Origin of the sequence: Brevibacillus sp. NRRL NRS-603 (assembly GCF_003013445.1) — a bacterium.
GTDB lineage: Bacteria > Bacillota > Bacilli > Brevibacillales > Brevibacillaceae > Brevibacillus > Brevibacillus formosus.
In genome coordinates, this window is sequence record NZ_PXZN01000031.1 from 48674 (window position 1) to 65781 (window position 17108).

Annotated in this window: 15 protein-coding genes; 2 read left to right on the forward strand and 13 right to left on the reverse strand. The window is 45.2% G+C overall.

Translation table 11 applies throughout. The features are described 5' to 3' along the window. The first annotated feature begins 91 nt into the window (after positions 1–91). The gene (locus C7R94_RS22275; RefSeq protein WP_106784821.1) at positions 92–937 is read left to right on the forward strand and encodes a DegV family protein; all 846 of its coding nucleotides are present in this window, start codon (positions 92–94) and stop codon (positions 935–937) included. 65 nt (positions 938–1002) lie between these two features. Here the strand turns inward: C7R94_RS22275 and C7R94_RS22280 are convergent, their stop codons facing one another. From C7R94_RS22280 to C7R94_RS22315, 8 genes are all read right to left on the reverse strand, one after another. Further along, positions 1003–3927 carry a DEAD/DEAH box helicase gene (locus tag C7R94_RS22280; RefSeq protein ID WP_106784823.1) on the reverse strand — a complete coding sequence of 975 codons (2925 nt, stop codon included), beginning with the start codon at positions 3925–3927 and terminating at the stop codon, positions 1003–1005. Positions 3928–4024: 97 nt separating this feature from the next. Beyond that, positions 4025–4954, reverse strand: a complete 930-nt coding sequence (locus C7R94_RS22285; RefSeq protein WP_106784826.1) for an NAD(P)-dependent alcohol dehydrogenase — start codon at positions 4952–4954, stop codon at positions 4025–4027. Between the two features lie 82 nt (positions 4955–5036). Beyond that, positions 5037–7658: a winged helix-turn-helix domain-containing protein gene (locus C7R94_RS22290; protein WP_106784897.1), complete on the reverse strand. Its 2622-nt coding sequence runs from the start codon at positions 7656–7658 to the stop codon at positions 5037–5039. Positions 7659–7796: 138 nt separating this feature from the next. Further along, positions 7797–8234 (reverse strand): SRPBCC family protein, encoded by a 438-nt coding sequence (locus C7R94_RS22295; RefSeq protein WP_106784828.1) that lies wholly within the window; start codon positions 8232–8234, stop codon positions 7797–7799. A gap of 87 nt (positions 8235–8321) precedes the next feature. After that, on the reverse strand, positions 8322–9083 hold the full coding sequence (locus tag C7R94_RS22300) for a DUF4253 domain-containing protein (protein ID WP_106784830.1): 762 nt from the start codon (positions 9081–9083) through the stop codon (positions 8322–8324). A 123-nt stretch (positions 9084–9206) separates the two neighbouring features. Next, positions 9207–10139: an iron-hydroxamate ABC transporter substrate-binding protein gene (locus tag C7R94_RS22305; RefSeq protein ID WP_106784832.1), complete on the reverse strand. Its 933-nt coding sequence runs from the start codon at positions 10137–10139 to the stop codon at positions 9207–9209. A gap of 83 nt (positions 10140–10222) precedes the next feature. Continuing rightward, entirely contained in the window at positions 10223–10399 is a 177-nt protein-coding gene (locus C7R94_RS22310) for a hypothetical protein (RefSeq protein ID WP_233220633.1), read from the reverse strand. Positions 10400–10639: 240 nt separating this feature from the next. After that, positions 10640–11086 carry an SRPBCC family protein gene (locus C7R94_RS22315; RefSeq protein ID WP_106784835.1) on the reverse strand — a complete coding sequence of 149 codons (447 nt, stop codon included), beginning with the start codon at positions 11084–11086 and terminating at the stop codon, positions 10640–10642. A gap of 276 nt (positions 11087–11362) precedes the next feature. On the opposite strand from C7R94_RS22315, the gene C7R94_RS22320 reads away from it, so the two are divergent. Beyond that, complete coding sequence (locus C7R94_RS22320) at positions 11363–12823, forward strand: MFS transporter (protein WP_106784837.1); 1461 nt, start codon at positions 11363–11365, stop codon at positions 12821–12823. 48 nt (positions 12824–12871) lie between these two features. Here C7R94_RS22320 and C7R94_RS22325 read toward each other — a convergent pair whose 3' ends face one another. The 5 genes from C7R94_RS22325 to C7R94_RS22345 all read right to left on the reverse strand — a co-directional run bounded on the left by C7R94_RS22325 (position 12872) and on the right by C7R94_RS22345 (position 16973). Next, entirely contained in the window at positions 12872–14077 is a 1206-nt protein-coding gene (locus C7R94_RS22325; RefSeq protein WP_106784840.1) for an MFS transporter, read from the reverse strand. Between the two features lie 74 nt (positions 14078–14151). After that, positions 14152–14703 carry a MarR family winged helix-turn-helix transcriptional regulator gene (locus tag C7R94_RS22330; protein ID WP_106784842.1) on the reverse strand — a complete coding sequence of 184 codons (552 nt, stop codon included), beginning with the start codon at positions 14701–14703 and terminating at the stop codon, positions 14152–14154. 83 nt (positions 14704–14786) lie between these two features. Further along, positions 14787–15155 (reverse strand): DUF4180 domain-containing protein, encoded by a 369-nt coding sequence (locus C7R94_RS22335; RefSeq protein WP_106784844.1) that lies wholly within the window; start codon positions 15153–15155, stop codon positions 14787–14789. Between the two features lie 11 nt (positions 15156–15166). Further along, on the reverse strand, positions 15167–15823 hold the full coding sequence (locus C7R94_RS22340) for a TetR/AcrR family transcriptional regulator (RefSeq protein ID WP_106784847.1): 657 nt from the start codon (positions 15821–15823) through the stop codon (positions 15167–15169). Between the two features lie 130 nt (positions 15824–15953). Further along, the gene (locus tag C7R94_RS22345; protein ID WP_106784849.1) at positions 15954–16973 is read right to left on the reverse strand and encodes an AraC family transcriptional regulator; all 1020 of its coding nucleotides are present in this window, start codon (positions 16971–16973) and stop codon (positions 15954–15956) included. Between the last annotated feature and the right edge of the window lie 135 nt (positions 16974–17108).

Here is a 17108-nt window from a genome sequence, read left to right on the forward strand (position 1 = left end):
TACACGGTCAGGCTCGGACCACTATGACCCAAAGCTTTCGCTAGTAAAGAGATAGCAAGGTTTCTACTAAATTGGGGGAGGACATGTTTCCTTGAAGAAAAAAATTGCCTGGGTTACAGACAGTACCGCACTCATACCTGATCACCTCATGGAAGAGCATGACATCTACGTCGTTCCACTGGAGATTATCTTCGAAGATGGCACTTATGAAGACGGCATTGATTTAGAGCCTGAACAGCTTTATCAAAAAATTGTGAAGGCCAATTATGCTCCCAAAACGTCGCAGCCTTGCTTAGGAAAATTTGTGACGCTCTACGAACGATTAAAGGAAGAGTATGAATGCGCGATTGCTGTCCACCTCTCCTCTAATCTGAGTGGGACCTACAATACAAGTGCAACAGCAGCCAAGATGGTAGACTTCCCTGTCGAGTCGGTAGATTCCAAGCTGATGTCGTACCCGATTACCTCGATTATTTTAAACGGAATCGAGCAAGCCAAAGAAGGAAAAGACTATCAAGCGATCGCGGCTTCCTTGCGAGAAGAGTACAAAAATTTCGAGAACTACATCCTGGTCGGCAGTCTCGACCAGTTTTACAAGGGCGGCCGAATGACCGGTTTGCAATATTTCATCGGCAATCTGCTTCAGATCAAGCCAATTTTCCAAATTAAAGACGGGCTGTTTGAAGTATATGAAAAGGTTCGTACCGAAGGGAAAGCGGTCAAGCGCATGCTGGAACAGCTGGAGAACGCCAAACAGAATTATTCCGTGAAGCACGTGCAGATTTTGCATGGCAACGTCTTGGAAAAAGCGCTGGAACTGAAAGAGAAAATTCAGAGCAAATACTCCGATGTCGAGGTGTTGGTTGGGCCGATCAGCTCCACGATTGGGGCGCATGCTGGGATGGGGACGTTGGCACTTGCGTGGAGAAATGAGTAGGGCTTGAACGTAAAAAGTCGCTCAGGTATTGAAAGATAGTACCTAAGCGACTTTTTCTTGAACTTCTATATGGAATTCCCCACTAGACTTGCCATAAGCAACCCACTTGCACTACTAGGCTCGTCTTTCAAACACTGATTATCGCCAAATACAAAAAAGTGATCTTTAGCCCTAGACACTGCAACATTCATCAAACTCTTGTTTGCATCAATAAAAAAGCAACCTTCGTTCCTTCCATATACGGTGGACATGAGAATGACATTTCGTTCGGCACCTTGGAAAGTATGAACGGTACCGACACTTATCTTCGAACGCAAATGAGGAGCTTGCTTTCCAATTTCTGTTTGGATGCATCGAACCTGTGCCTTAAACGGAGTAATGATTCCAATCAAATTGTGCTCTGCTTCCTTTGAATATGCAGCCTGAATGAGTGCAAAATGCTCGTTCAACCATTCAGCTATCTTGGCTGCCTCCTGTCGATTGTATCGACTCGTTCCTTGCTTGCTAGAGTTTTCAGAGTTAATCTGTCGAAATCCCATTTGAGGCCACTGTTTTAAGGCTCGCCCTGCATGTTCCGTCCCTTTTCCTCGTTTCGGCTCCAAATTCCCTTTGTAAACGAGCTTGTTACAATAATCAATGATTTCGTTATAACAGCGACGATGCTCAGATAGAAACAATCCCCTCTCTTCATATTTTTGATAACGGCAGCTTTTTGCGGCCACTCTCATCACACTTGAGCCATATCCATTTAATCCGCATAATTCTAGTTGTTCATAACTGCCCAATTCTTTAATCGCTCCACTGGAAAGGGCAAGTGCTTTATCCAATGCCCGGTTTATGCTCCACACTGGCTCAATTTGATAGACGTCCCCAACAACGATCGCTTTTTTTGCCAGTGCAAATGCACCTGCACCGATTTCTGGAGATACTTGCCCCGCCTCATCCACAATTAGCAAATCGATGTAGTTATAAAGAAAAAAATTAGTTTGGTCGCCATATGCTAAGAATTGTTTCGGAAGCATGAAAAAAGTCATCACCAGACAAGGAGTAATCATCGCAAGCCGGTTATAGAACTTCTCCAAAACATTTTTAAAAGATTTCCCAACTTGCTTCTCGGTTAATGCATCTTCCCCGCTTGCCCACCGACATTCAAAATAATGAACAGCTAGCCAAAACTCTACGTATCGAATCTTTTTATCTATCAGATCGTTCATCTTGTCAATTGAAACATCATATTTGCTTGCTTCATCATCATGCAATTCGATTCCATGTTGATTTAATAGAATTAATTCGTTATCATACTGCTCAATCCATTTCTTTACAGCATCTCGTTTCTTTTGAAGATCAGCAAGCTTTCGATTACATTCAGCAAGACGCACGCTGTAAATTTCTTTGATTTCGATTAGCTTCATAGTGCCTTGCAAGAAAGTCCACTCTTCTTCGTTCATGAATAGCGTGAACTCTGTTTGTACACGCTTCGAGAACCATCTAAAGAAAAATGGAATTCTTTTGTAACACCCTTCCCACTCCTTAACTCTCTTGGAAATGTCTCGAATCGACCTTTGAACCTGCTCGATCCCTTCCTCCAACAAATTGAGGTAGCTATCTATTCTCTCCCCATTGCATTCAAATTGATTTAACGTGTCACACAAAACCAATAGTGCTTGTTTTCTCTCTTCAAAATACAATAATTCTTCGTGTAGCTTTGTTTGGCAGTCAGCTATTTGTACATACTCAGTATCAAAATATTTATTGCAATTTTGTAGCAGTTTGCTCTTTGATTTTTCGAGATTTTCTCTCGCTTCAACACTGGCAACAAAATGCTCTCCTCTAGAATTCGTGAATTGATAACCATTATTTCGTGCTTCCTTTTCTTTTTGTCCCGATGGAAAATATGTAGCAAAACTAGTTACCCCTTCAATCCAACGTTCCTCTAGATTAGAAAGCCCAACCTTATTTATTTTTCCAAATGAAGCGATTATATTCGTAACTGCTTGATTGTTCGTCGATGTCGCTACAATAAGCGGTGCTTTTTCTTTCTTTATTGCCCTTTTGACATACATATCGGCAACAATAGATTGCAAGAGAGTCGTTTTCCCCGTACCCGGTGGCCCATTGACTGCCAGAATATCGCCGTCTCTCATGTGGTTAAAATGATTGACTGCCTCTCTTTGCGAAGGGGATAAAGGAAATTCTCCTCCCATTTGACCAGCGTGCAGCTTCATATTCGACAGACTATTCTCGATTAGCGAATCAAGTTTAGCAGGCTTGGTTGAAATGAAACGTTCATATAGACCCTTAGGCAGATCATTTTCCAGCAAATGGTTGTACAAATTCATGACATGATAGGTAGAATTTACAGTGTTATCAACAAAGAGATACACATTACTCTCCAACTCGATCGGTAAATCATCGCCTCGATTTGGAATTTCGTTTTGTTCGAATTTAGCTCCGGTAATAGACTCATAAAACGCTTTGAAAAATTCAACGTAATCGGACCAAGTCTTGAGTTGTTCTATTCGATCTACATGGTTACTAATAAATTGGTCAACCTCATCCGCATAGCCAACAGACAGCTTTGGCTCCACCATGGGCTGAAGGTACTCTCTTGGAAACCATGGCAGTTTCTTATCGCTGCTATCATACCTAAGCTTTCCATCTCTATGAAGAATCGCTGGAATAAAAAATAGGCCAGTCAATTCTTCTATTTCTTCTTGAATCTTGACATAAGCCTCAAAGACAGTTTTCACTGTTTTGGCACAAATCAGGACATTGATAGTGTCCTTCTGAGACTTGTTTTCTTCATTTGCGAAACCCTTGTTTCCTCCCAAGAAGATTTTATTACAGACGTCGGCTTCCAACTGTCCGTTGATAAGCTCAACTGGATTCAAAATATAAAATGGGTCCACCTTAAAGTCAATTCCAGTATGAGTATTCGCCGCGACTACGCTCCTGAAATACCGTGTGATTTCTTTACCTATTGCCCCCATATCATTCTCCTAATCCTTCGCAAGTAGTAGACAATAAAAAAAGAAGGCCGAGGAACGCCTTCCCTAAAGCTATCATAATACAGTTATTTCCTCTTTTTCAATTTTCCTTTTTAACCTCTTCCACCTTAATCACGACATTCCCCTTCTTCCGCCCTGTCTCCACATATCGATGTGCCTCCGGTACTTGCTCCAGCGAATAACGTCTATCAATAACCGCTCTTACCTGCCCTGCCTCCATCAACTCTTTGAGGAAAACCAAATCCTCCGTCCGCACCTTTGCAATCCCTTGCCCATCCACTGTCAGGAATATCCCGTTGGGTGCCAGTGCTTTTACGCAATGGGACTTCGTTGCTTTCCCAACGGCATCAAATATAACGTCATACCGCTCTTCTTTTTTCGTAAAATCTTCTTTCCTGTAATCGATGACGGTATCGGCCCCCAACGATTTCACCAAATCGAAATTGGCAAAGCTGCATACCGCTGTCACCTCAGCGCCAAAATACTTGGCAAGCTGCACTGCGGAGGTACCTACCGATCCGGAAGCCCCGTAGATCAGCACTTTCTGTCCCTTTTGCAGCTTTCCTTTTCGAAAAAAGTGCAAGGCGGTCGTTCCCCCAAAAGGAATCGCGGCGGCTTCTTCGTGTGTAACATTTGTCGGTTTTAACCCTACGATGGCGTTTTCATGCAGACAGATGTACTCTGCATGTGCACCGCATCGCATCCCGCTTAATGCATAGACTTGGTCGCCTGTTTTAAATCGTTTTACATGTTTTCCGATCGCTTCGACTTCCCCAGATAGCTCCACACCGAGAATCGGATTTCTCGGTTTTGTGAGACCGAGCACCAGGCGCATGGGAATCCAGAGCAAGAACGGACTTTTGAAGGCGCGTATTCTACAGTCTCCTGATGTAACCGTTGTTGCATGCACTTTTATCAGGATTTCATTCTCCTTAGGGATAGGCTTCTCTACTTCTCTTAGCTCCAAAACATCGGGCGATCCGTATTTCGTGCATACCACGGCTCTCATTGACATCCCCCTATTCTGCTTTGCCATGAGTATAGCGGGAGCACGGTATTGATATACAGATACTTAAGTATTGTTTTGGAATTTACAGCAAGCCCAACTGGCGAGCGCGTGCGACTGCTTCCGTCCGCCGCTGTACTTGCAGCTTGTCAAAGATATTCCGGTTATGCCCTTTCACCGTACTGAGTGCGAGGAACAGCTGCTGGGCAATGTCACGATTCGATAATCCTTTTTCGATGAGCTGTAAAATTTCAAGTTCTCGCTCACTAAGCGGCTCAATGAGAGAATCAGCATGGTGGGGCTTTAATTCCGCAAGCAGCTTTTCTATATAACGTGGCATCTTTCCATAAGCTACCGCATCACACAATAACCTTTTCATCGGGATACCTTCGTCGACAAGAATGCGAGTGAATCCACCTGGCTCCGCTAGTACCAAAGCATCTTTCACCATTTGCGCAGCTTTTGCTTGATCACCATGCACATGCAGAACAATCGCTAGCAAAAGCATGATCTTGAGTCGTTCATCCTCTAACTGTTTTGCCTCTGCCTGCTCGAGCAATGGTTCGAGCACCGTAAGTGCTGTGGACGTATCTCCCTGTGCCAGAAGTACACGGGCTTGGAGTATGGGAAGGTCGTGCTTCTGTGCTAATCGGGCTGCCGTTGTCAGATTGTCCTGCTTAAGCAAGATAAGGACTTGTGCTTCGGCAATAGGAGGCATCTGCATGAAAAAGCCATGCTTACGAGCCACGTACTCAGCATTTGCAATCATAGCAGCCGCTGCACTAACGTCTCCCTGTGCTAGCTTCAGTCTTGCGAGAAACACCTGTGTTGCCACGACTCTGTCCGTTTGTTCCAGCTGACGTGCCAATTGAATGGACTGTTGACCATAATGCTCCGCTGTACGCAGGTCGTTCCATTCATAAAAAATTCGGGCCAAGCCCAGATGCGCTTCACAAGCAGCTGGTATGGGAGGAGAACCAGCCAATTTTTGTACATGCTGGTAAGTCTTTGCCGCCATATGGAGCTGATTATCTGCCTCCTGTAGCTTCCCTAGTCCAAGCGTAGCCATCATGGTGATCACGACATGGCCAAGCCTCTCACTGTTCGATAATGCCTCATGGTAAGCCATGCTGGCTGCGGTACGATTCCCTTGAAGGTGATAGGCATACCCCAGCGCCCAAGTAGTGGCTGTACGGACAGGCAAATTGTCAGGGTGCAGGTACTCTAAGGCTCGCTTGGCCTCCGCCATAATGATCTCTGATTGATGCTTGCTCACAGCCAATGTGGCGCGTATGGCAGCAATATGCCCAAGAGTATCTCTGGACCCTGCATCTTGCGCTAACCCTTGCATTGCTTTTTCAGCGGCTAGCAGCTTCGGTTCAACGCCAGTTATTTGACCAGTCATCAGCAAAGCAGAAGCGTACATCACCCACAGCGCTGGCCTTGCATCCAACTCCTCGTGTGGTAACGACTCCAGCCAGTTCAGTACAGGGATTACCCCTCCACGAAAGAGCAGCGGCATCCCCTCCCCCTCTACGAGTCTTGTTGCTTGCGATGTATCATTGGCTGCCACTGCATGATGAAAGGCTTCCATTTCAAAACCATTGTCTTCATACCAGATGCTTGCACGGATATGCAATTCTTTGACGATTCGCTCGCCTTCGCTTATTGTCGATGAAAAACGTTGACGGAGCCTCTGCCGCAGCAAATCAGCAAAAAGATGATGATAGCGGTACCAACGCCGCTCACTGTCCAGCGGGACGATAAACAAGTTGGCGCGTTCGAGGAACTCTAACGTTTCCTGGCCAGAACTTGAGCAGATATCACTTTGTCCCAAAACGGCGTCACAAAGAGGACCGGACAATCGGTCGAGGATGGATGTATGCAGCAAGAATGCTTGAATGCTTGCAGATTGCTGGGTAAGCACTTCTTCCACCAGATAGTCGAGGATAAAAGGGTGACTGCCCGAAAAAGTTGGAAGGAAGGTTTCGACATCTATTTGTTCTTTCATGGAAAGAGCGGCTAACTGTAGACCGGCAATCCAGCCTTCTGTGCGGGATTCGAGCAGAGCGATGTTTTCCGGTAACAACTCTACCTTCATCACCTTCTCCAGAAATTCAGCTGCTTCCGAATAGGTAAAGCGCAAATCGGATGCGCGTACTTCATTCAATTGGTTCCGTACTCGTAGCCGGGCAATAGGCAGTCGTGGTTCCTCACGGGTCGCAATTACCAGATGCATCTGCGGGGGCATGCGTTCAAGCAGGAATGAGATGGCATCATCAAGCGGCCCCGTTTTCAATACGTGGTAATCATCCAAGACAAGAACAAAAGGGTTTGGTATTGCGATTATTTCATGAAGCAGAGTCGTGATCATCCATTCGATTGGTAGAGGTTGAGGAGAATGGAGCGAAGGCAATATGCCCAATCCAATATTCGGGCCAATATTTTGCAGCGCTGTGAAGAGATATGTAAAAAAACGCGCAGGGTCATTATCCCCTTCATCCATGGAAATCCAAGCGAAGGGTCGTTCACCGCTGTCGAGCCATTCACTGACAAGTGTTGTTTTCCCGGAGCCTGCTGGTGCTGAAATGACCGTCAGCTTACGGTTTAGTCCCTCGTTTAACTGCTCAATCAGACGAGGACGGGTAACGGTCTTCAACCGTGGCGGGGGCATATACAGCTTGGTGGTTACAATTGGAATCGTCATAAAGAAATTATAAGGATCGCTGTCTCTGAGCGTCAACTCCGCCGACTTTTTGATTTATTCGGTATTGGCGCCGCCTCCTTTATGCATGACACAAAAAAACACGCCGCGCTGGCGTGTTTCGTTTTGGTGGCAAGGATGCTATTTCGTTATACGTTTTCCAATAGCCTCCACGAGCTCTCTCGTTGTCTTGGGAAGATTGGATTTCAGAATGGAGTTAATCATGGGGCCCTTCACACCATGGGCAGTGATGTCGAGACACCCCGTCATTTTTGTACGTGCCTCCCCCAATGCTTTTGCTTTGAAGTAGCCATGTCCAGTAAAATTCCCGCTGATCCCCGTCAAGGTAAACTTCACCTCGGTCGGAGGCGTCCATTCGGTGATATCCACTTGCAGGCTGATCGTCTTTTTCATGATGCCGATATCGCCTGTAAACGTCCAAGCGACACGACGTTCGTTGTTTACCTCGTGGCTGATGTAGCCAGGTACCAGTGGAACCCAATTCTCCACTATACTCACAAACTGCCATACCGCCCCGATAGGCTGGTTCAGCTCCACATCATGTATTCCTTGAGGCATGATTTGCTCATTCCTTCCCCCAGCGTTCTTTGGTATCTTGTTATGTTTATTGTCGGAACACGGGAGATATTTCAGGAATATGGCAGGTTAATCCCACCAAAAATACCAAACATCCTGTTTCATTAGATAATCAGCGTAATGCCCTAATGAAGGCAACTCATCCAAGACGTACTGACAAAAGATAAAATGCTCTTGCGCCAGCTTAAGGGCCTCCTGGTAGGTCTGCGGTCTTGAACCCGCTTGAAAAATCCAGGTATCCTCTGTCACAGCGAGAATCTTGATCCCATACGCCTCCTGCCAGTGCTTTACGATAACGGACTGGTAAAGGGGCAGTGGGCATTCATTATAGCCGCCCATTGGGACCCACAACGGCGCTTCATAACCAGATGCTATCGGCAATTCCATGACAATCAGGGCATCATCTTCTAACCGATCCTGCACCCATTTTTCACTTATGAGAAAAGACTCCGTCTCTGTTTCACTGAGTTGTTCATTGAGCAGTTCATCCCCTTCCCATATAAGGGAATATGCCTTATAGATGCTTTCAAAGTTCTTTCCTTCCAAGCTTTTCAACTCAGATGCAATGTCTGTATACAACAGGCGAGATTCCACAATTCGCCGAAAGACATCCTCAACGGATAAACGGTGAACTTCCTCTAGCTGGTTATGTACATAATCAGAGAGTGACCCCTCCTCGTCCACTGCTTCTTCTATCATCTCTAGTATATTATAGCTAGGCAGGACCAAAATACTGTGCTTATCTTCCTTTGTAGCAGGTACCGTGAAATCCTCCGCAGCAACCACTTCTATGTCACATTCTTTTAGGTAATTCGACAACTCTTCTACCATCGTCACACCTCTTTTTCTGTTGGTTTGTGCAAATCATAGGATTACTCATCTATTTTACTTCAATTTCCATATACAGTGGAAATGAACAAAAAACAAAAGAAAAATGCTTGGATTCCCAAGCATTTATGATTTGGCAAGAAACTGTTCCATAAAGATTTTCAGCAAATATTCGAGTGTGATCGGATCACTATAAGTGGAAGCTTCTGTGTCAACCTCAATGATGCGATTTTGTTTGACAGCCGGAACGTTTTTCCATGTCGCAGATTCCAAGAAATCATTGGTACTACCGTTTCTTCTGCTAAGGACGAGATAATCACCAGAATAATCAGGAATCGCTTCCAGCGATAGCTTATAGTAACCAGGACCGAGAACGTCCTTTTTTACTTTGTCCGGCATGTTTAAGCCCATCGCTTGATAGAGGATTTCCGTACCACGCGCCCAGTTATTTCCGAAAACATAAAAATCTTTCGTGTCATACTCGATGACAGATACCGTTGCATTTTCACCGATTTTCGCTTTAATTTGTTCACCGGCTGCTTTTGCACGGCTCTTGAAATCATCAATCCACGTTTGGGCTTCCTTTTCCTTATTCAACAGCTTGCCGATCTCCAACTGCTGAGACAAGTAATCCAGTTTACCCCACGTAAACACGACAGTCGGCGCAATTTTGCTGATCTGATCAAGATTTTTCATTTCTGAACCCGCCACAATCAGATCGGGTTTCAGGGCAAGGATTTTCTCCAAATCTGCATCCGATACGACTTCCACATCTTTTAATTTTTCTGTAAAAAGCGGATTTTGCTTCGTGTATTGATCTACTCCGACAAGTGTGCCTTCCATCGATACAAGATTCGGGGCATTGGTAAGTCCGACGATTCGTTTCGGTTGTGCCGGAACCTCAACAGGTCCTTTTTCCGATTGGTAAATCACCGTTCCCTCTTTCGTTTCGTTGCCTGCCGCCGGTGTCTCTGGCTGTGCTGGTTGAGCTTGTTGAGACCCACAAGCGCTAAGCAAGAGCATGAACATGAGAATGACAGGGATGATTGCTTTTTTCATGGTAAGCTTCTCCTTAACTCCTGATCCTATTTATGATAGTGATTATCAATCGCAATTACTCACCTACTATAGTCATTTCTCTTCTACTTGTCAATATTGGAAACTTCACGGGGTTTTGCCTTCGCTAATTTGCGCAGCACATGAAAAAAGAGATAGTTCATCCCTTTTGCTTGATACGTAGTCTGATTGAAGCTCCCGATCAGATGTACCTCCCTATTGGGAAAATAAAGCATGTAGCTGCTTATCATTTCATTGCTCATTTGTCTCCCCCCACCTCATTTACCTGCAAGGACTAATGCGCCGTTACTAATAAGCTATTTGCATTCTCTTGCCAATTATGAACAGAGGAAGCTTTCCAGCTTTAATGAAAGGAATACGCCTGTCGCAAAAGGGATAACTCCATGCTTTTTAACAGTCACATTCTGAACGAAATTGCTTTATCACGCAAAAAAACTGCACCCCATTGTGAAACACATCAACAGGAGGTGCAGTTTAAAAGCTTATTCCCTCAACATCGTGGAGACATTTTGCCTAATTTCATTCAGAACTTCTTCCCAATGAAGCTTCATTTGCTCCCTTGTGTTCTTGTGATCCAAATTCTCTTGATGAAAACTAATTGTCGTTCGGTCAGGCTTGTCGGATATCAGCCGGATTTGCAATGTGGATGGCTTTTCCCATTCTTTCATCGACCACTTCAAACGCAACTGCCGGTACGGCTTTACAACACGAAATTGACCCGATATTCCATCGCTGGAAGTAAAGGTCTCCCCCTCGTTAAAGGTAAGATTCGATACATGTCCAAGCCATAACTTCACCCCTTCAGACGAGGTTAAAAACGCCCATGCCTGTTCTGAGGTAATCGGCATCGTCCTGCGTACACCTACCTGGAAGCCAGTCGCTGCCGTTTGTCCAACTATTTTGGGTGATGCGGTATTTTGATTCTTCATCGGGACACCTCGCCAATCAAGTTTGTTAGCATGAACTTTCACGAATACCAAAATCGCGTAACAAAAGAAAATATATGACTTGAAATCCCTTCAAAAACTTATGCAAATTGTAAACAATCGCCAATAAAATGTCACTCATAACCAGAAGACCAAGTCGTTGATTGTAAACCGCCCTCATGATATCGACACAGGAATGACCCGAAATTGTTCACTTTCTTCATCAAAAAAAATGTTAGGATAGAGGCATCACTTCATAAAAAATGAGGAGAGTCACAAGTGCGGGTACATCCAATTTACTTTTTACGTCTTACAGGCCTACTCGATGGTCTTTCCTTATTAGTATTGATGGGCATCGCGATGCCCTTGAAATACGTTTGGGGCTTAGACAAAGCCGTAACCATCATAGGAAGTATTCACGGCGGTATATTTTGCTTGTATGCCCTGGCGATACTCTATGCGGCCATTCGCGTGAGATGGAGCCTGCTCTGGTCTCTTGCTGCGTTACTCGCCGCTTTTGTACCGTTTGGGAACTTCTTTCTGGATCGCAGACTGAAAACAGCACAGGATGTGTATCCTCTGAAGCCATTTAATAATGTGCTGCTCGTATACGGCATCGTTTTTTTCTCGTTCTTTGATTTGTTCTCGCAACTGCCGGTCATGAGTACATTTGCTGCTTCTGTAGGTGCCAGCTCATTTGTTATAGGCTTTGTCATCGGTCTGTATTCGCTAGCCAATACCTTTGGCAATATTATCTCAGGTATGCTGACAGATAAGGTTGGTCCATCCAAACCACTGTTGATCGGATTAGTGCTATCAAGCTGTGCCTTGCTGCTGTATCACATCGTCGATCAGCCGTTTCTGTTGATTATCGTACGAATCATTCACGGATTTGTCGCCGGTTTGATCGTTCCTGCTGCTTTTACTTTCTCTGCGAATAACACTACACATGAGCAGCAAGGACGAAAGGTTGCTTTCACTGGTGCCTTCGTGGGACTCGCAGCAATTATCGGACCTGCATTCAGCGGCATTATGGCAAGCAAAACCTCCGTGCCTTTTGTCTTTACATGTGTAGCTGTTATGGGCTTTTTCCTAGCCATCCTGTCCGTTATTTTTCTGCGATCCACTCAGGCCTGCAAGAAAGAGAAGCTTAAGAAGGACATTCCAACCTCAGCCTTGATCTTCAATGCTGGGATCATCAAGGCTTACGGCGGTGCCTTTTTGCTTATGTTTTCACAAGGTGTGATCGCCTACCTTTTGCCCTTGCATGTCCAATCGCTTGGATACGATTCGAAATTAAGCGGTACATTAATGAGCACGTTTGGGATGATTGCCGTCCTGCTTTTCGTGCTTCCGACCAACCGGATTTTTGATATAGTGGCCCCTTCCAAAACGATGGCCATCGGAATTGGCTTCATGGGCGTGAGTCAGCTGCTTATTGGTCAATCCAACACGACATGGGCACTGTACTGCATGTTAGGACTATATGGGATAGGCTTTGCTCTCTTGTTTCCCTCTGTCAATACGATGCTCATTCAATCGACACCGCAAGAATTGCGGGGGAAAGCACACGGTTACTTATACGCCTTTTTCTCTCTCGGTGTGGTCGTAGGCTCAGGCCTTTTAGGTTGGCTGCCGTTCTCCATCGAGGAAGGATTTCTGTTCACAGGAAGCTTGCTGCTCGTGTTTGCCGCTTTCATTGCCATGCATAAGCAGCGAGAACGACTGTTGAATCAATAAAATAATCAATAGCAGCCTTCATTTGTAACAGCAAAACCTCCTCAACCACTAAGCTAGTGGCGAAGGAGGTTTTGTACTACTGCTTTCAACCGCAGAATCACTGCTAATCAGGCATGCAGCCAACAGACCAATCCCTAGTACGATTGCAAGCAGCAAAAAAGTAAGTTCAAAGCTGCCAACATTCATAAAACGGATGGACAATATCGGCCCAAGACTTGTTCCCGAAAACAGGATAAACGTATAAACCGAAACCGCAATTCCCCGCGATTTGCCCCCTAGCTGTCCAATAAGGGTGATCACGGAAGGAACGGATAACGCAATTCCAGCAACGAAAAGCACACTCGTACCGATCAAAAGAGACAAGTTAGATATTAGACCGAGGGAAGCCATACTGACCACTGCCAGACCTAATCCGCAGCGTAGCACGGTACGAAAGCCAAACCGTTTTGCCAGCCCGCCCGCCAGGGGAGAAATAAGCATACCCACTATACCAATCGTTCGAACAAGCAGAATCTCCTTGTTGCTAAGCCCAAAATCAGATCCCGCTAAATAACTGCCCAAGACCGTATACATATTAACGAATGACATAAGCAAAACAAGGGCGATTATGTAGCCATAGACGATATTTTTTTGTTTGAATAGGGAGGGAATTTGCTTAATCGGCTCCCAAATATGAACGGTAGCAAGGGGACTCTCTTCTTTTGGCAGCCACCTCATCACCACGAGCAGCGTCACGAAATAGATAGCAGCAAGCATATAGAATACGGCGTGCCAACTGTATTGCTGACTCATTACGGTACTGATCACTTGACCAATGATTCCTGCCGCCAAAAATCCTGTGCTGATAAATCCGATTGCCGTTACCCGTTTTGCCGCAGGGAACATTTCCACAGCATAGGCGAGCGCAACAGGCGAGAACGTAGCAGCGGCAGCACCTTGCAAGCCCCTCAGGATAATGATCCATGCGAAATCATTTGCACTACCAAGCAACAAAGAAAAGAGAGCCAGGGCAATCATCCCGATCACAATAACGTTCTTGCGGCCATACTTTTCGGACAACGGTCCATAAATCAGGCACCCAATGGCAAACCCAACCGAAAATGCGCTGCCTACTGCTGCAGCCTGTGTCATCGTAATGCTAAAAAGATCGGCAAATATGGTCATAAGGGGAATCGTAACATATAAGCTCGACATAACGACGATTCCAGACCAGCATAAGATTGCCGTCATGAGTGAGTAGTTTCTCTGTGACATCGCACACCTCTTTTTCAAATATGTACACGCAATTTAGTTAGATTGTCTAATTATATGCACAAAAAAATATGATCTTATCTTCCCACCCCCAGTTTCTTTTCCATGCTGCTATTCAACTTCATCAAGATTTTTTCCAACAGCATCCGTTCCTCCTCTTCTAATTCACTCATAATGGAGGAGCAGGCAGACCAAAAAACTGGCAGTGCTTTAGCTACTAATTCTCTGCCTTCTTGAGTTATTTTGACATGAATCTTGCGACCATCCAGCGTGCTTTGCTCCCTGATGATCCAATGCCTTTTTTCCAGCCAGTCAAGCAAAGCTGTAACAGAAGCACGCCGAATGCCCAGCCTGTCTGCAAGCGAAGAGGGAGTGATAAGTTCTCTGTCTTCATGTAACGTAAGCAACAGCAATACGTCCCATTTACACTCCGTTATGCCGAATTTCTCCAAATTCAAATCAATGACGTCTATAGCGTTATCCCCCAGCCATAGCATCAATAACCCCAAATGAGCCAATTTGCGATCCGTATTTTGCAGAGCTGTTTTTTCCATCAGATTCAAATACGGCTGAATACCAAGTTTCGGCAATTGATCGGATGTACGCTCACACTTGTTTTTTCTGCTCATGATCCACCTTGCATATAATTAGATTATCTAACTAAAATAAATGTAATGGATTCTTTTGGATTTTGCAACCCCCCGTTCCATCTCTATTTCACCTGGCTTAACTTCTCGATCGCCTGCTCTTCGGTCGGCAAGAAAAAGATGTCGTTTCCGTTGTTCGATTCATAGATGAAGTCTTTTAGACTTTTACTTGTGTACACCGAAAAATCTCCTACAATTGCCACTTTCACCCGATAATTGATGAACTTCTGAAGGATTTCACCAGCAAAGCGTGTTTTCAAATCGAAAAAGCTTTCGTTAAGCAATGCTTTGTTGAGAACAATACGCTCACTGTCTGCTTGATAATGTACCGTTGCAATCAGGTCCAATGCAGACTGCACATCCTCAATAATTACCTCGCTACCACTCACAATGGCGATATTTTTCCCGCCAGCTTCTACCTTTGTAATATTCATGTGTACCCTCCTCATCTTCTATTGGTCATCTGCCTTACAAAATCCTCACAAATATATCGGTTGTCTTCCCCCTTCGCTGGCGAAACGCCCGCCACTCGAAAGAAGCTCAAGCCCACAACCATCGCCATGAGCCCGTAGGCAGCGCTTTGCGAATCCTCTACGGACATCAGCCCGGTTTGCTTGCCGTATTCAAAAATCTTGGTGATGCCCTGCAAATCTCTCACATAACTGTTCGCAACCACTTCTTGCAGCTTGGGGTCCAATGCGGCTTTGGAGAAGAATTGGACAAAGAGCCTTGCTTGATCTTCATGTGGGATGTACATCTCAGCGATGCCATCCAGCTGCGAAACATTGATCCGTTTTTCCTTGTCGTTCACGTATGGCGGCAAGATATGCGTAAGCGTTACATCCATCATTTCCTTGGCGGTCATGGTGTTCTCAATATCAGACCCGATTTTCAAGCCATAGTAGGCCAAGAATGCCTGAAAAGCTTCACTCGTCAAATTATCCTTATTCTTAAAATAATACGTAACGACACCTTTTGAGCAGTCCGCATACTCCGCCACCTTATCCAGCGTCATGCCATCAATCCCGTGTTTGCTAATACAAGTGAGGGTCGCATTGATGACATCTGCTCGGCGCTTTGGTTCCATTCCTAATTTGGGCATGATTTTACCTCGATTTATTTATACTGTACGGTCGGAATAAAAAAAGTGTACACCATGATTTTCCAGTCTGTCAAATAAAGAAGCTCCACAACACAAAAAACACGCTTACACAGCGTGTTCCGTCCTGACGTTACATGGCAAGTGCTTGGCGACTGATCCGATATTGCCCCGGTGTCAATCCCGTCCATTTCTTGAAAGCATTTTGAAAGGAGCTCGGATCTGAAAAATGCAGCAAATACGCAATCTCTCCAATGGAATGCTCCGCTTGCTGTAAATACCTCATCGCCATTTCTTTGCGTACATTTGTGGACAATTCATGATAGGAAGTGTCCTCAGCCTTTAGCTTCGCTTGCAGGGATCTCGTACTCATATGAAAAGCAGCAGCAGTCTGCTGTAAGGTCGGAAAAGCAGCAGGCATACATCCCATCATCCACTGAAACACACGGTCCGAAAATTCCCGCCCCCTGATGAGCTTCTCCCTAATTTCTTCCGCGATTGGTTCAAAAGCTTTACGCAGCCGGACATCCGAATACAGAATCGGGTATTGCAAAACTTCTTTGCCTACCAAGAGCCCATTTTTTTCTTCACCAAAGTGAGGCTCCATTCCGAACAAATTCAAATAAGGAGCGATATCATCCGTAGCGTCGTGTGTGAAATGTATCGCCTGTAACGGAATAGACCGATGACTCATACGAACGATCAAGTGGTACAAGGAGCTGACCATGTCCTCCATGCAATGTCGAGAAACGCTCCCAGTGCTTTGTCTATGAAACCCCAGGAAAACATCGTTCCCTCGCTCTTCCCAATCCAGCTCGTACCCGCTGCAAAGGATGACGTGATACCGCTGATAAGCCTTCCATGCATCGACGATTTTTTCCGAATGCATCATGACATACCCAAGAATGCCCAGATCGGCAATATCGGTTAACTGTCCTTGATGCAGCCCGAAATGATCATCCTGCGTATAACTGGCCGCTTCCTTCATCAAACGCTCGAGCTCCGCTTCATCAATGCGCGCCTCTACATCTTTTAGCAAGCTGCTGTCGAAAGAAATATGCTCACAAAAACGCTCAAAATCAAGCTTCTTGTGAGTAATTGTCTTCATAATTGGATACACCATCGAAATCGCAAACCCATGCGCTTTTTCCAAGTATGGAACCTCCTTTGCGTGAATCCACAACATTTATGCGCTATCGATCATTCATCTGTTTCCTTCCACACGATATGCTGAATACAGTTCAGTTTACCACGATCTGTCGGTTATAGAATCAACTCTACAGGGGGA

What these genes read in the sequence shown, in the direction of transcription:
- C7R94_RS22280 (WP_106784823.1), bottom strand. Translation starts at nt 3,927, where the DNA reads ATGGGGGCAATAGGTAAAGAAATCACACGGTATTTCAGGAGCGTAGTC.
- C7R94_RS22285 (WP_106784826.1), bottom strand. Translation starts at nt 4,954, where the DNA reads ATGAGAGCCGTGGTATGCACGAAATACGGATCGCCCGATGTTTTGGAG.
- C7R94_RS22290 (WP_106784897.1), bottom strand. Translation starts at nt 7,658, where the DNA reads ATGACGATTCCAATTGTAACCACCAAGCTGTATATGCCCCCGCCACGG.
- C7R94_RS22295 (WP_106784828.1), bottom strand. Translation starts at nt 8,234, where the DNA reads ATGCCTCAAGGAATACATGATGTGGAGCTGAACCAGCCTATCGGGGCG.
- C7R94_RS22300 (WP_106784830.1), bottom strand. Translation starts at nt 9,083, where the DNA reads ATGGTAGAAGAGTTGTCGAATTACCTAAAAGAATGTGACATAGAAGTG.
- C7R94_RS22305 (WP_106784832.1), bottom strand. Translation starts at nt 10,139, where the DNA reads ATGAAAAAAGCAATCATCCCTGTCATTCTCATGTTCATGCTCTTGCTT.
- C7R94_RS22310 (WP_233220633.1), bottom strand. Translation starts at nt 10,399, where the DNA reads ATGAGCAATGAAATGATAAGCAGCTACATGCTTTATTTTCCCAATAGG.
- C7R94_RS22315 (WP_106784835.1), bottom strand. Translation starts at nt 11,086, where the DNA reads ATGAAGAATCAAAATACCGCATCACCCAAAATAGTTGGACAAACGGCA.
- C7R94_RS22325 (WP_106784840.1), bottom strand. Translation starts at nt 14,077, where the DNA reads ATGTCACAGAGAAACTACTCACTCATGACGGCAATCTTATGCTGGTCT.
- C7R94_RS22330 (WP_106784842.1), bottom strand. Translation starts at nt 14,703, where the DNA reads ATGAGCAGAAAAAACAAGTGTGAGCGTACATCCGATCAATTGCCGAAA.
- C7R94_RS22335 (WP_106784844.1), bottom strand. Translation starts at nt 15,155, where the DNA reads ATGAATATTACAAAGGTAGAAGCTGGCGGGAAAAATATCGCCATTGTG.
- C7R94_RS22340 (WP_106784847.1), bottom strand. Translation starts at nt 15,823, where the DNA reads ATGCCCAAATTAGGAATGGAACCAAAGCGCCGAGCAGATGTCATCAAT.